Raw genomic sequence first — 15,276 nt, 5'->3', positions numbered from 1 at the left:
TAGAATACCTTTCCATTTTCATTCAGGACAGTGAAATATCAACACATTGTGCTGTATTGTAATTAAATTTACGCAGGGTCTTCTTGCAGAAATCCACTTGGACAGTAAAGTTAAGAGTCCTCCCTCATCCGCCCTTTAGGCACCTTCTCCCTGAGGGAGAAGGAGAAATTCAATGCTTCTGCTATGAAACATCTTTTCTTAAATTTTGCACTTCCTCCGGGGTAAGGGAATGTCTCTACCCGGCATTCTCTCAATATATAAAATAAAAAAGCCATTCATTTTCAGAATGGCCTACTGTTTATTGTTTTGTTTCAATGCTTTTCTATTTTCTATAATAAGTGAGTGCTTCTGGCAAATACTTCTTAATATTAGAAATACGTGTGGCATCACTAGGATGGGTACTTAAAAACTCCGGTGTAGATCCGGCTTTACCAGACGACATTCTTTCCCAGAAATAAATAGATTGAGCAGGATCATAACCCGCCATTGCCATAAAGGTTAATCCCAATCGGTCTGCTTCTGATTCTTGCTTTCTCGAGTTAGGTAATAATACTCCTGTTTGTGCTCCTATACCAAATACCTGATCAAAAACAGCTTTTCCAGATTCTGTTTTGGTTACAGCTGCACCTGCCAAACTACCAATACCGGCAGCAATCATTTGTTGCGAATAACGTTCTGCAGAGTGTCTTGCAACAGCATGCGCAATCTCATGTCCCATTACTGTAGCCAAACCTGCGTCATTTAAGGTTACCGGTAAGATACCAGTGTAAACAGCCACTTTTCCTCCGGGCATACACCAGGCATTTACTTCATTGCTTTTTACAAGATTAAATTCCCACTGGAAATTGGAAACCTGATTAGCCATACCATTATCACTCATGTATTTTGTAACGGCATTGGCTATTTTACTCCCAATCTCCTTTACCTTCCTTGCTTCTGCAGTATTGGTTATAACTTTTCCAGAATTTTCTGTTAAAAATTCTTTGTAACTGGTTGCAGCCATGGTATTCATTTCCGAATCGCTCACCAAACTAGCTTGTCTTCTTCCTGTTAATGGTACTGTAGAACACGCTGCTACAATTAAAATTAAAGCCGAAAAGGCTACTCCTTTAATATTATTCTTTAACATAAGTTTATTCTTTCTTTTTGCCAAATAAGTTAACTTTTGATTCTTTTCCTTTAAGCAATCTTTCTATGTTTTTTTGATGTGTTACCAAAATGAGTACGCAAATACACATCCCGTAAATTATAATAGCCTTTACCGAAACATGAAAAACAAATATGAGACTGATAGGAAATGTAAAACCTGCCAATATGGAACTTAACGAAACGTAATTGGTAATAAGCAATACGGTAACAAATACAAGAACACACAGTAAAGCTGCTTGTGGATGTACAGCTAAAACCATTCCAAGTAATGTAGCAATTCCTTTTCCCCCTCTAAAACCGGCAAACACCGGAAACAGATGTCCCATTACTGCTACAATTCCCAATGCTAATTGATAATTAACATATTGTATTGAGTGCTCGGGGCCTGTTATAGATAGCCCTATAAAATACGCTAAATTGGTGGCGGTCCAGCCTTTAAGGATGTCTATCAGCATTACAGGTATTCCGGCTTTCTTTCCTAAAACCCTAAATGTATTTGTAGCTCCTGCATTTCCACTACCATATTCTCTTACATCTACTCCATAAAATGCCTGTCCTATCCAAACGGCAGAAGGTATGGAACCAAAAATATAAGCCAATACAATAGCTCCTATTGAATATATAGATATCATTCTATGCTATAATAATATATGCGATGGTTATTTTTCTGATTGCTTTAATTAACAACCGCCTTTAAACTTAGGTCTAATCCTTTAACAGAATGCGTTAAAGCGCCCATAGAAATGTAATCCACACCACATTTCGCGTACTCTAATGCATTATCTATAGTGATATTGCCTGATGCTTCTGTGGGAATAGTTTTATCGACAGCTTTGACGGCCTTCCTTAAATCCTCAAAACTAAAATTATCCAACAGAATTCTATCGACACCACCAATTGACAGCACACGCTGTAATTCTACCAGGTTCCTAACTTCAACCTCTATTTGTAAGTTTTTGTTTTTATCTCGTAAATATGCTTGTGCTGCTTTAACAGCATTTTCTATTCCACCAGCATAGTCTATATGATTGTCTTTTATAAGAATCATATCAAAAAGACCGAAACGATGGTTTACACCTCCGCCTATTTTTACAGCCAGTTTTTCAAGATATCTTAAATTTGGAGTTGTTTTTCTGGTATCAAGAACCTGAGTCCCGGTACCTGCCAATTGCTTTACTATTTTACTGGTAGTGGTAGCTATTCCGCTCATTCGCTGCATCAGATTCAGCATTAATCTTTCGGCTACTAAGATAGACTGCACTTTTCCGGAAACATAGAGAATAATATCACCTACTCTTACGGTTGTACCATCTTCAATTAAGACTTCTACTTTTAATTCCGGGTCTACCTCCCGGCAAACTTCTACTGCAACTTTTACCCCTGCAATTACACCGTCTTCCTTTACCAGTAATTTGGCTTTTCCTTTTTCTTCTGCAGGTATAGTTGATAGCGAGGTATGATCTCCGTCTCCTAAATCCTCAATTAAAGCCGATTTTATAATTTGATGAACAATTTTCTTATCCAAAACGTTGATTTTTTGTGGCAAAAATATAATTTTTTTGATGGCTATTATTCTTTGTTCTCTTCTATTCTGATTTGTGCAATTAAAAACTTGCCCGAACTTGCCTTTAATTCATAACTCACCCTAAAAACATTTTTGCTGGTACTCAACAGAATAACGCCAAATTTATAATTAGCATTAGAATTTACTTTATGTACAATCTTGTAAGATTTAGCAGGATTTTTCTGAAAAAAATCTTTTAATATAATTCCAGCTTGTACATTGGAATATATTTCCTCCTGATTTAGAATAATTAGTTCAACGGTAGACGCAAAATAATTTGATAAAGATTTAACATCTCCATTTTTCATATATACTGCTATATCTTCAATAACATCTGCTTTTGTCACTTGCACAGCGCCTACCAAAAACACTATTAATAAAAATTTCTTCATAATCATTCAATACAACTTAGCAAAGCCAACGTTCAAAAGTCTGCTACGGGTTCTCTAATTTACGAACAAAACAATTTTAAAAAAGCTTAATGTTAAAATATATATATTTGCTATGTGAAAAATAAAAAAGTTGCTCTTATAATTTTAGATGGCTGGGGATATGGTCGAAATGATTCTTCTAATGCCATTTTAGCAGCAAAAACGCCTTTTTTTGATGCTTGCATTGCTAAATATCCAAACAGTAAATTAATTGCTTCGGGCACTGCCGTTGGTTTGCCCGAAGGACAGATGGGAAATTCCGAAGTCGGACATATGAATCTGGGTGCCGGAAGAATTGTTTACCAGGAATTGGGACGCATTAACAAAGCTGTTGAAGACAATGAATTTGTAACCAATACAGCTCTTAAAAATGCTTTCGAATACGCCAAAGACAGCAACAAGAAAGTTCATTTTATAGGACTGGTTTCTGACGGAGGTGTTCACTCCCATATTAACCATCTTAAAGGTTTGTGCGATGCTGCTAAAAGCTTTGGTTTACATGATGTTTTTATTCACGCATTTTTAGACGGCAGAGATACGGATCCAAACTCCGGATTAGGTTTCATTACCGAACTGAATGACTATTTACAACATTCTACAGGAAAATTGGCTTCTGCTATTGGAAGATATTATGCTATGGACCGCGATAACCGTTGGGAACGCGTAAAATTAGCCTATGATGTAATGGTAAATGCCGAGGGCAAAAAAGTACAGTCTATTACAGAAGGTATTCAACAATCATACGCCGAAGGTATTACAGACGAGTTTGTTAAACCTATGGTAGTTTGTGATGAAAATGGTAACGCACTTACCAGAATTGAAAACGGTGATGTGGTTATCTGTTTCAATTTTAGAACAGACCGGGGCCGGGAGATTTCTCTGGCATTGACTCAGAAAGAGTTTCCTGAACAGGGAATGAAGCCTTTGGATATTCATTATGTTACCATGACAACTTATGATGAAACTTTCAGAAATGTACATGTTGCATTTGTGAAAGACGATTTAAAAATGACACTTGGTGAGGTATTGGAAAATGCAGGCAAAAACCAGATCAGGATTGCTGAGACGGAAAAATATCCACACGTAACCTTTTTCTTTTCCGGAGGTCGTGAAAAAGAATTCAATAACGAAAAAAGATTATTGGTTCCTTCACCAAAAGTAGCGACTTACGATTTGCAACCAGAAATGAGCGCAAATGGCATTAAGGAAGCGATCATTCCTGAACTGGAAAAAGGATGGCCGGATTTTGTTTGCTTAAATTTTGCAAACCCGGATATGGTTGGCCATACCGGCGTTTTTGAAGCCGTGGTAAAGGCTGTTGAAACAGTAGATTCTTGTGCAGAAGCAGTGGTAAAAACAGGTATCGCTAACGGATATTCTTTTATTATTATTGCAGATCATGGTAATGCAGATTACATGGTTAATGAAGATGGTTCTGCAAATACAGCACATACTACCAATTTAGTTCCTTGTATTTTAATAGACGAAGATTATAAATCTATTAAAGACGGTAAATTGGGAGATATTGCCCCAACTATTTTAAAGATAATGGGAATTGAAATTCCACAAGAAATGAGTGGCGACGTTTTGGTTTAAATGAAAATACTGAATTTATTTCTTGTTAGCTTATTATTAAGTTCCTGCGGGTCTGGTTCCAACAAACAAAATCCACAGGAACTTAATTATTATGATATTAAAGGTTTTTTCGAAAGAGAAATTAAAGAACTCGAAAAGGCTAATCCTACCGTTAACAAAACAACCGTTTATAATCAGGAAGAAGAGATCAGAACTTTAAAAATAGAGAAGTGGGAACAAGAGCTTGCGCTTTTTTCCGAATCTGATATCAACAAATCTTCATGGAAAGGAAGCTATAAAATAGACAGTCTACCCAACCAGCTTATTTACAGTGCAAAAGAGGAAGACTTAAGAACCCGGAAAATCGTTATTGATTTTAAAGACAACAAACCGTCAAAGTTCTCTATCCAAAATAAAAATTCAAATTATCTATATACAAGTATAGAAGATTTAACATTCTATCCAGATTCTTTATACATCATCCACAAAAAACAAAAAGTAGTACTTTTAGGGGGTAATGATTACAAGATTGTGGGAAAACTTAAAGACTGAAAAACCGCATAGTATATTCAGTTAAATAACTCTTTACTTCTTCCTTACATTTTAAACAAACAGGTTTACTATATTGTTCATATTGTTTTAATCACCAGGATGATGAATAATAGAGCGGAAAATATTTTAGATCATAAACACATCTCTCCTACTCCAATGCGCCAGCTGGTTTTAGAGATTTTGCTGAATAAAAAATCTGCTGTAAGCATTAATGAAATAGAGAAAACACTATACCCTGCAGATAGGATTACCATATATCGCACACTGAAAACATTTGAGCAAAAGGGACTTGTACACAAGATTGAAGATGGTAATAACTCTTTAAAATATGCACTTTGTCAGAACGATTGTAATGATGAAGAGCATCATGATATTCATGTACATTTTTCCTGCAGACAATGTAAAGAGACTTTCTGCTTGCCAAAAACACAAATACCTTCTATTTCCTTACCTCAGGAATATCAACCTGAAGAAATCAGCTTAACGGTTAAAGGAATTTGTAAAGATTGCCTGCCAACAATGCAATAGCATTGCATTCGTTTTTGTACTATGTTTGTCTCTATAATACTTACAAAGAGAACAAACATGAGCAATATAGATCAACATAATCATAACAATCATGACCACGACCATAATCATGGAGACAATCATCATCAATCAAATACTCCCGATTGGAAAACGCACCTTAACTTACTAATTGCTTTAGGTATTTTTTTAATAATGATGATTGCCCAATATGGCTTTCACGTGAATACCCATAACTACATTGGCCTGATTATATTTTTAGTGGCTTACTATCTTTCCGGAAAGGATGTATTGAGATTAGCCTGGAGAAAAGCTAAACGATTAGATTTCTTTAACGAATTTTCTTTAATGAGCATTGCTACCATTGGTGCTTTCGCTATTGGTGCCTACAGCGAAGGTGTTGCTGTAATGATCTTTTATTCTATTGGAGAATGGTTTCAGGAAAGTGCTGTTAATAAAGCAAAAAGAAATATCAAAGCATTATTAGATATAAGGCCAGATACGGTAGATGTTTTAAGAAATGGTGTTATTTCTGTAAATCCTTCGGAGGTTAATATCGGTGAAACCATTCAGGTTAAACCAGGTGAAAAAGTGGCCTTGGATGGCGTTTTACTGACCGATTATGCTACTTTTAATACGGCTGCTTTAACCGGAGAAAGCAAACCAGATCAAAAAAACGAAGGAGATCAGGTTCTTGCGGGAATGATTAACCAGAACAAACTGGCGGAGATAGAAGTAACGGCTCTCTTTAGAGATAGTAAACTGAGCAAGATATTGGAGATGGTACAGGATGCTACAGCCAGAAAATCAAAAACCCAGTTATTCATATCTAAATTTGCCAGAGTTTATACGCCTATAGTTTTTGCGTTGGCAGTGTTATTAGTCGTTATTCCATACTTTATTTATAGTGACTATATTTTTTCGGATTGGCTTTACAGGGGGCTGGTATTTTTAGTAATTAGTTGTCCTTGCGCTCTGGTTGTTTCTATCCCTTTGGGATACTTTGGGGGTATAAGTCTCGCTTCTAAAAATGGCATTCTATTCAAAGGTGGGAACTTTCTGGATGTGATGAGCACCATAAATACCATTGTAATGGATAAAACCGGTACGTTAACCAAAGGTGTTTTTCAGGTTCAGGATATTGAAACTTCTATTGGCAGGGAAGAGTTCATTACCACTGTTGCCGCTATAGAAAGCAAATCCAGTCATCCAATTGCCAATGCCATTACACAATATGCTGCTGGTAAGTTTGAGCATAATACGGTTGAACATATAGAAGAGATTCCTGGTCATGGACTAAAAGGTTTCGTAAATGGCAAAGAAGTATTAGCAGGAAATAGTAAGCTACTAAAAAAATTCGGTATCAGTTTCCCTTCCAAAATAGAAGAAATCGTTGAAAGTATAGTTATTGTGGCTATAAACCAGAATTATGCGGGTTATATTACTGTAGCCGATGAAATTAAAGAAGATGCTGCTGATACCATTTCGCAGCTTCAAAAAAATGGAATACTAACAATAATGTTAAGCGGAGACAAAGACAGCATAGTCCAAAAAACGGGGTCTTTACTTGGCTTGAATAAAGCTTATGGAGCTCTTCTTCCAGAAGATAAAGTTAGACATGTTAAGGAACTCAAAAATGAAAAAAGGAGAATTGCCTTTGTTGGAGATGGGGTAAATGATGCGCCAGTTATCGCATTGGCTGACGCAGGAATTGCCATGGGAGGTCTGGGTAGCGATGCTGCTATTGAAACTGCGGATGTTGTTATCCAAACAGATCAGCCTTCGAAAATACTATCCGCTATTAAAATCGGGAAAATAACCAAGCACATTGTTTGGCAGAACATCATAATGGCTATGGCCGTAAAAATTGCGGTACTGATTCTCGGAGCGGAAGGTGTTGCTTCTTTATGGGAAGCTGTTGTTGCAGATGTTGGTGTGGCATTGCTGGCTATTCTGAATGCGGTGAGGATACAGGGAAAAAGTGTTTAGTTTATTATCTATCAGATTTTTTGACAACAAGTGTGTTAGTCATTGACCATTAGCTCATTCCTCATTGGTTTAACAGCTCTGTACCTAACTTTTCTGACAGCGCTAACTGTCTCTTTATTTGTTGTATATGCCTCTCATTATGAACAATTAAGAATTCAAATATGTCTCCCAATCTCAGTTTAATGATTTTATTAATTGAGATTGGGATTCTGCATTTACTTAAATTGAGATTCTTCACAAGACGCAAACATTCCAGCAATTGCTTTTGATATTTCATAAAATCAGCAACAATTAATTCCGGGCTTTGCTGCCCTTTAGGCACATGTTGTTGGGCTGCTTTATATTTTTTAGTATTTCCCATCATCTTTATAAAAAAGCTACCTACAAACCCTCTCGAAAAGAAATCATCCAGAATATCTGCTTCCCTATGCTGTTTTATTTTATCTTCAATACGGGGCAAATAATATATACTGTAGGTATTCAAATGTTCTAAACACTCCGCTATATTCCACTCTTGTCCTTTTTTCCATGTTAATCTTTCGTCCCCCGCATTTTGTAAATATGTACTTATGAAGTCTAATTGCTGCTGTGCTTTTTTTATTAGAACCTGTAAAAACTCTCGTTTATCAATTTTTTTCATAACTTAATTTTTTCAAAAGTGACAGTTTTATTTTTTGGTTTTCTTGGTAAATACCAAGATTTTTAAATTCTGTTAGCAATGGTAATTGTAAAACCCGACCAGTCAGCAGCATTGGAAAAACTAAGGCTTTTTGTTAATAAAACTATTGTTCTGGACGACAATGCCTGGCATGATTTCTCTGGTCTTTGGACTTTGCATGCAGCAAAACGTAAAGAGGTGTTAACCAAAAATGGAGAAAAGGAAAACTACCTTTACTTCGTACTAGAAGGAATCCAAAGAGTATTTTACATATCCGAATGGGGAAAAGAAGCTACTTTGGTGCTCAGCTATCCTCCTTCTTTTGCAGGAATATTGGATGCCATGATGTTAGCTCAAAAATCCAGGTATTATTTTGAAACATTAACTCCTTCGGTTTTTCTGAAAGCAAAGTATACAGAGATTAAAAAATTAATGGAAAAACACTCATCTGTTAATCTTTTTGTATTACAAGGTATTAGTCAGGCTTTATCCGGAATATTGGAAAGGATTGTCGAACTACAAGTATGCAGCTCCGAAGAAAAGTTTAGAATTTTATTAAAAAGGAGTCCGCATATCCTTCAGTTAATACCACATAAATATATTGCCAGCTATTTAGGTATCGATGCCAGCAATTTCAGCAAACTGCTGAATAGTATTAAAATTTGAAATTAGATATCTAAAAAACATCTAACATGCTGGTTTAAGTTATTCGTAGTGCCGGCCTCATCAAATTTGGAAGCAGAGCCAGATAAATCTTCCCTGCTAAAACTTCAATTCCATACTGTCAAGCAAGGTACTATACTGCACAACCGAACAACAATGCAGAAAGCTACACACAGATTCAGCTTGCGCTCTCAGAATATTTATCCAAGTGTCGCAACAAATATGATGGCGCCTTGATTCTTTGGTGACTTTCTCATCAAGGAGAATTTACTAGGCCAGCTGCCGGCTATGAGGCGGACTAATTTTCATAATAGTATTGAAACAAATTCGGAACAGGTATAAGGCGGACTGACTTGCATTTTTAGCATTGACTATGACCATTACGCTCTTGCCTCTCCGTCTTCATTGCCAGACAGGCTAGTTACTTTTGAGGCCAAAAGTAACCAAAAGCCTTTTCCAATCCCCAAATTGCCTTAGCGCTCGTATCCCTTGCTCATCAAAAAGCATTGGCGCTGGCTTTTTGCTGTCAGTGCTTTATGAAGGTTTATACGTACTCAAACGCAAAACCGCTTTCACTAGAGGCTTGGCAGTACAAAATGTTTCTTTCTGCACCTGCTTTTTGTTCTTGCCGGCAATGGAATTGAAAATCGTACTTTGGAGTGGACAGTAAGTAGTTGTTAGAACTAAACTGGAAGGCTCTGGAAAGCAAGTAATAAGTATCAAGACTGAAGGCTCTGCTTGTTGAGGCATCTTTATCTCAAATCTCACTTCTCTTATAAATCGTAAAAAACATCGAACTCTTTACCAAACTCACTTAAGTCTGGCTGTTCTTTGAATATTCCAAATACCGACGAGCCGCTTCCACTCATTAAGGTAAAAATGGCGCCCGCTTCCAATAAATGTTTTTTCACCATCCTTATTTGCGGGTGAGCTTCTGTAATATGTGGCTCAAAATCATTTTTAATATTACATCCCCATTCTTCCACAGGCAGTCTGATCAATGTCTTCAATGGATTAACAGGCTCCTGAGGAACTACATCTCTGTATGCCTCGGCAGTTGATACATGGACCGGAGGTTTAACCAATGCAATATGATATCCGGAAAAATCCAATTCAATATCCTCAAAAACATCTCCTATACCCGTAGCAAAAACTGGCTTATTTTCCAGAAAAAAAGCACAATCTGCACCTAGCTTTTTACAATAGCCCTTCATAGCATCAATACCTAATCCCAAACCAAACTTATCGTTCACTAATTTAATGAAGAAAGCTGCATCTGAAGACCCGCCACCCAATCCGGCTCCGATTGGAATATGCTTATGAAGATGGATATGAATATTTGGTAAGTCAAAATCTCTTCGAAGCAATCCATAGGCTCTCATACACAGATTTTCATCAGCATTGCCTGGAATAGTTATTCCGGAGCTTTCAAACTTCATCTCCGGCGCTTCTATAATTTCCAACGCATCTTTAATTTTTACAGGATAAAATATTGTTTCCAGCTCGTGGTATCCATCAGTTCTTTTATTAACAACATTTAAACCTATATTAATTTTTGCATTCGGAAAGCAGATCATAAGGATTTCAAATATTTGACATAAGAATTCGACAAATATATTTATTTTGCAAAAACATTTGTTTAAACTTCATTAATAGATGAAACAATATCATGATTTAATGCGCCATGTTTTGGAAAATGGAGTCCAAAAACATGACAGAACTGGAACGGGAACGATTAGTGTATTTGGATACCAAATGCGTTTTAATCTTGAAGAAGGTTTCCCTCTGTTAACCACAAAAAAACTTCACTTAAAGTCCATTATACACGAATTGATCTGGTTCCTGAGTGGCGATACCAACATCAGGTATCTCAAAGAAAATGGCGTAAGGATTTGGGACGAATGGGCAGATGAAGAAGGTAACTTAGGCCCTGTTTACGGATCACAGTGGCGCTCCTGGCCTACTCCGGACGGTAGGCATATCGATCAGATTAGCCAAATCATAAGTCAAATCAAGAACACACCGGACAGTAGGAGAATCATCGTTTCGGCATGGAACGTTGCAGAAATAGAAAATATGGCTTTACCGCCCTGCCACAGCTTTTTTCAGTTTTATGTCGCAGAAGGAAAACTAAGCTGTCAGCTTTACCAGAGAAGTGCCGACATCTTTTTAGGTGTACCTTTCAATATTGCCTCTTATGCTTTATTGACGATGATGGTTGCACAGGTTTGTGGTTTAAAATATGGTGATTTCATTCATACTTTAGGAGATGCCCATCTGTACAATAATCATCTGGAACAGGCAAAATTACAGCTTTCCAGAGATTTCAGACCTTTGCCTACCATGCGAATCAATCCGGAAGTGAAAGATATTTTCGATTTCAAATTCGAAGATTTCAGTTTAGAAAATTATGATCCGCACCCGCATATTAAAGGAGCAGTTGCGGTATAGATGAGTTCATTAGTAATAAAACAGCAAGGGACATGAGTTTTAATAATATCGAAGAATTAGCGCTTTATAAAAGGGCTTGTATATTATCTGATGAAATATGGAATCTTGTGTGCGAATGGAAAGATTTTTTTTTGCAAAAGATACAATAGGAAAACAACTGGTTAGAGCACTAAACGAACTGAAAACTAAACAATGACTGTAAGCATAATTGTTGCTATAGACGAGAATAAAGCAATTGGTAAAGACAACCAGTTACTTTGGCATTTGCCAAATGACCTTAAGTTCTTTAAAAAGACTACTTCCGGGCATACGGTTATTATGGGCCGCAAAACTTTCGATTCTATAGGGAAGCCCCTACCAAACCGCAGAAACATCGTTATTTCAAGAAATAGCGAACTAAAAATTGAGGGCACAGAAATTTACCATTCCATATTGGAAGCATTAAATAACTGCAAAGGGGAAGAAGAAGTTTTCATTATTGGAGGAGCAGAAATTTACAAACAGGCAGAACCTTTCACTAATAAGTTTTATATTACACAAGTGCATCACCGTTTTGATGCCGATACTTTTTTTAATAACCTAAACCTTAACGAACTAAACGAAATATGGAGAGAAGACAATTACGCCGATGACCGGCATCTTTACGACTACACTTTTCTAATTCTGGAAAAGAAAAAATAACAGAATATAAAGTATAAATAATTTAATAGCAGAGATTTTATAATTTAAAAATTATATTAGCTTTGCCCTCTTATAAAAAAAGCAGAATTAATAATTAATCAAAAAATGCAAAACAAAGGAATAATTAAGTTTGCAACAGCTGTATTATCTGTACTAAGTTTGTATGCATTGTCTTTCACATTTTTTGCCAACAAGGTAGAAGATGACGCTAAGGCATATGCTAACGGAGATCCTGCAAAGGAAAGAAGCTATCTTGATTCTATTTCTTCTCAACCTGTTTATCCGGTTTTTGGACATACTGACCAGTATGTTAAAGAAAGAGAAATCGCTCTTGGACTGGATTTAAAAGGTGGAATGAATGTTACAATGGAGATAGAACTATCTGCGTTGTTAAAAAGCTTAGCAAATAATCCAACTGACGCTAATTTCAATCAGGCGCTAAAGAATGCACAGGAAAAATTAAAGACTAACAGTAAAGAGGGTTTAGTTTCCCTTTTTGTTAGTGAGTTTGAGAAGTTAAGCCCTAACGTTAAGCTGGCATCTTTTTATTCTACAAAAGACAATTCTTCTGAATTAAAATTAGACGACTCTAATTCAAAAGTTAAAACCTATCTTGAAAAACAGGCAACTTCTGCAATTGAAAGGTCTTTTAATATTCTAAGAACCCGTATTGACAAATTTGGTGTTACACAACCAAATATTCAATTGCAACAAGGGTCTAACCGAATTTTAGTAGAATTACCTGGTGTTACAGATCAGGAACGTGTACGCAAATTATTACAGGGATCTGCAAAATTAGAATTCTACGAAACTTTCGATAATCAGGAAATTTTCCCTCTAATACAGAACATCAATAATATTTTAGCTGCAAAACAACCTAAAGAAGAGGTTGCCGCTAAAACCGAGTCTTCAACTGCAGACACAACTAAAGGTGCTAAACCGGCTTTATTGAGTGCAAAAAAAGACAGCACAACTAAAGATTCTGCAGCTAATATGGCTGCTTTAGCTAAAGCTAATCCTTTGTTCTCTGTACTTCAACCCGCAACTTATCAGGGACCTAACGGTGAGCAAGGTTTAAGACCCGGACCAGTAATTGGATATGTAGCTTTAAAAGATACGGCAAAAGTAAATGCTTATCTGAACGAACCGGATATTAAGTCTGTTATTCCCGGGAATGTAAAATTAATGTGGGGAGTAAAATCCATATCTAAAGAAGCCAAAGTTTTTGAGTTATACGCGATTAAAGGCAGTGGTATAAATAATGGTGCTGTTTTGGAAGGCGACGTTATCTCTAATGCCCGCGAAGATTTCGATCAGAAAGGTAATCCAGAGGTTACTATGGCTATGAACTCTACTGGAGCGAGAGAATGGAAAAGAATTACTGCCGCAGCTGCCGGAGATCCAAGAAATGAAGAAGACAACAAATGTATTGCTATCGTCCTTGACGGTATGGTATACACTGCTCCTCGTGTAGGTGGCGAAATACCTAATGGTATATCTTCTATCTCAGGTAACTTCACAGTAGAAGAAACCAAAGATTTAGCAAACGTATTAAAAGCCGGTAAATTACCTGCTCCTGCTAAAATTGTAAGTGAATACGTTGTTGGTCCCACATTAGGTAAAGAATCTATTGAAAAAGGTGTAGTTTCTTCTATTGCAGGTCTTATTGTAGTACTGCTGTTCATGGTGTTCTACTATAACAGATCTGGTTTAATTGCAAACTTTGCTTTGCTTTTCAACATGTTCTTCCTGGTAGGTATTATGGCATCATTAGGTGCTGTTTGGACCCTTCCGGGTATTGCAGGTTTGGTTCTTACCATTGGTATGGCAGTGGATGCAAACGTGTTGATTTATGAGCGTATAAAAGAAGAGCTTTCTTTAGGAAAAAGTCTAAAAACCGCAGTTGTAGATGGTTTCAAAAACTCTTATTCGGCAATTTTAGACTCACAAATTACAACGTTAATTGTTGGTATCATTTTATTAATCACCGGAACAGGTCCTATTTACGGTTTTGCGGTTACTTTGGTAATTGGTATTTTCCTTTCCATATTCACTGCAATTTTCATTACCCGTATTATAGTTGATAGGAGATTGGATAAAGGAAAAGATCTTCCGCTATACACTTCACTTACTAAAAACCTGTTCAAAGGTTCTACTATAGATTTCGTAAAAGAACGTAAAAAATTCTATATCATATCTTCTATCATTATTATAGCTGGTTTAGCATCTATGCTGATTAAAGGCTTTAGCTATGGTGTAGACTTTCAGGGCGGAAGAACTTATGTTGTTGACTTCAATAAAGAAGTAAGCACCATTGATGTAAGACAGGCTTTAACAAAATCTTTCGAGAATGATGCCCCAGAAGTAAAAAGTTATGGTAGTGGTGTTAGAATAACAACAGCTTACCTGATAGAAGACAATTCTGATGAAGCAGAGAACACCGTAGCCTCTAAACTTAACGAGGGCTTAAAATCGTTAAATGTTCCATACGAAATAAAAGATGCTCAAAAAGTAGGACCTACTGTGGCTAACGATATTAAAGCCTCTGCAATATGGTCTGTTTTAGCTGCAATTGTTGGTATCTTCTTATATGTATATATCCGTTTCAGAAAGATGTCTTTTGGTATTGCAACAATTATCGCGTTACTACACGACGTTCTGATTGTACTGGCTATCTTCTCTATCTTTGATGGAATATTACCATTCTCATTAGATATTGACCAAACCTTTATTGCCGCTATCTTAACTGTTGCGGGTTATTCAATTAACGATACCGTGGTAATTTTTGACAGGGTTAGGGAATACTTATCAGACGATAGAAACAAAAACCAAAGTATGGCTACTATTATCAACAACGCCTTAAACAGCACATTAAGCCGTACAGTTGTTACCGGTATGTCTACCATTTTTGTATTGATTATCTTATTTATTTTCGGTGGCGAGATTTTAAGAGGTTTCTCTTTTGCCATGCTAATTGGTATCATTGTAGGTACTTATTCTTCTTTATTTGTTGCGACACCTGTGGTTGTTGAATTTAT

The 15,276-nt window shown here is 36.5% G+C and carries 14 protein-coding genes; 8 read left to right on the top strand and 6 right to left on the bottom strand.

Annotated elements, in window-relative coordinates; translation table 11 throughout:
• Positions 1 to 322 precede the first annotated feature (322 nt).
• From ABWO41_RS07735 to ABWO41_RS07720, 4 genes are read right to left on the bottom strand one after another with little or no spacing between them, the layout of a single operon-like run.
• Positions 323 to 1,129, bottom strand: a complete 807-nt coding sequence (locus tag ABWO41_RS07735) for a M48 family metallopeptidase (protein WP_353135963.1) — start codon at positions 1,127 to 1,129, stop codon at positions 323 to 325.
• A 4-nt stretch (positions 1,130 to 1,133) separates the two neighbouring features.
• Entirely contained in the window at positions 1,134 to 1,781 is a 648-nt protein-coding gene (gene plsY, locus ABWO41_RS07730; protein ID WP_353135960.1) for a glycerol-3-phosphate 1-O-acyltransferase PlsY, read from the bottom strand.
• Positions 1,782 to 1,825: 44 nt separating this feature from the next.
• Positions 1,826 to 2,674 carry a carboxylating nicotinate-nucleotide diphosphorylase gene (gene nadC / locus ABWO41_RS07725; RefSeq protein WP_353135957.1) on the bottom strand — a complete coding sequence of 283 codons (849 nt, stop codon included), beginning with the start codon at positions 2,672 to 2,674 and terminating at the stop codon, positions 1,826 to 1,828.
• 44 nt (positions 2,675 to 2,718) lie between these two features.
• The gene (locus ABWO41_RS07720; RefSeq protein WP_353135954.1) at positions 2,719 to 3,105 is read right to left on the bottom strand and encodes a DUF4783 domain-containing protein; all 387 of its coding nucleotides are present in this window, start codon (positions 3,103 to 3,105) and stop codon (positions 2,719 to 2,721) included.
• A gap of 114 nt (positions 3,106 to 3,219) precedes the next feature.
• On the opposite strand from ABWO41_RS07720, the gene gpmI reads away from it, so the two are divergent.
• The 4 genes from gpmI to ABWO41_RS07700 all read left to right on the top strand — a co-directional run bounded on the left by gpmI (position 3,220) and on the right by ABWO41_RS07700 (position 7,785).
• Positions 3,220 to 4,740, top strand: a complete 1,521-nt coding sequence (gene gpmI, locus ABWO41_RS07715; RefSeq protein WP_353135951.1) for a 2,3-bisphosphoglycerate-independent phosphoglycerate mutase — start codon at positions 3,220 to 3,222, stop codon at positions 4,738 to 4,740.
• A complete protein-coding gene (locus ABWO41_RS07710; protein ID WP_353135949.1) occupies positions 4,741 to 5,271 on the top strand; it encodes a hypothetical protein in 531 nt (176 codons plus the stop codon).
• 99 nt (positions 5,272 to 5,370) lie between these two features.
• On the top strand, positions 5,371 to 5,799 hold the full coding sequence (locus ABWO41_RS07705) for a Fur family transcriptional regulator (RefSeq protein ID WP_353135946.1): 429 nt from the start codon (positions 5,371 to 5,373) through the stop codon (positions 5,797 to 5,799).
• A 57-nt stretch (positions 5,800 to 5,856) separates the two neighbouring features.
• The gene (locus tag ABWO41_RS07700) at positions 5,857 to 7,785 is read left to right on the top strand and encodes a heavy metal translocating P-type ATPase (RefSeq protein WP_353135943.1); all 1,929 of its coding nucleotides are present in this window, start codon (positions 5,857 to 5,859) and stop codon (positions 7,783 to 7,785) included.
• A 61-nt stretch (positions 7,786 to 7,846) separates the two neighbouring features.
• Here ABWO41_RS07700 and ABWO41_RS07695 read toward each other — a convergent pair whose 3' ends face one another.
• Positions 7,847 to 8,425 (bottom strand): DinB family protein, encoded by a 579-nt coding sequence (locus ABWO41_RS07695; protein WP_353135940.1) that lies wholly within the window; start codon positions 8,423 to 8,425, stop codon positions 7,847 to 7,849.
• A 78-nt stretch (positions 8,426 to 8,503) separates the two neighbouring features.
• Here ABWO41_RS07695 and ABWO41_RS07690 point away from each other — a divergent pair, with 78 nt between their 5' ends.
• Positions 8,504 to 9,109 (top strand): Crp/Fnr family transcriptional regulator, encoded by a 606-nt coding sequence (locus tag ABWO41_RS07690; protein WP_353135937.1) that lies wholly within the window; start codon positions 8,504 to 8,506, stop codon positions 9,107 to 9,109.
• A gap of 770 nt (positions 9,110 to 9,879) precedes the next feature.
• On the opposite strand, the gene ispE is transcribed toward ABWO41_RS07690, so the two are convergent.
• Positions 9,880 to 10,683, bottom strand: coding sequence for a 4-(cytidine 5'-diphospho)-2-C-methyl-D-erythritol kinase (gene ispE, locus ABWO41_RS07685; protein ID WP_353135934.1), 804 nt, complete (start codon positions 10,681 to 10,683; stop codon positions 9,880 to 9,882).
• A gap of 79 nt (positions 10,684 to 10,762) precedes the next feature.
• Here ispE and ABWO41_RS07680 point away from each other — a divergent pair, with 79 nt between their 5' ends.
• The 3 genes from ABWO41_RS07680 to secDF form a co-directional block, all read left to right on the top strand.
• Positions 10,763 to 11,557 (top strand): thymidylate synthase, encoded by a 795-nt coding sequence (locus ABWO41_RS07680; protein ID WP_353135931.1) that lies wholly within the window; start codon positions 10,763 to 10,765, stop codon positions 11,555 to 11,557.
• 192 nt (positions 11,558 to 11,749) lie between these two features.
• On the top strand, positions 11,750 to 12,238 hold the full coding sequence (locus ABWO41_RS07675) for a dihydrofolate reductase (RefSeq protein ID WP_353135928.1): 489 nt from the start codon (positions 11,750 to 11,752) through the stop codon (positions 12,236 to 12,238).
• A 105-nt stretch (positions 12,239 to 12,343) separates the two neighbouring features.
• A partial coding sequence (secDF, locus tag ABWO41_RS07670) for a protein translocase subunit SecDF (protein WP_353135925.1) occupies positions 12,344 to 15,276 on the top strand: 2,933 nt, incomplete at its 3' end.

The organism is Pseudopedobacter sp., assembly GCF_040392825.1.
Lineage (GTDB): Bacteria > Bacteroidota > Bacteroidia > Sphingobacteriales > Sphingobacteriaceae > Pseudopedobacter.
Note: the sequence above shows the minus strand (reverse complement) of the source record. Positions and strands in the feature narration are given on the sequence as shown.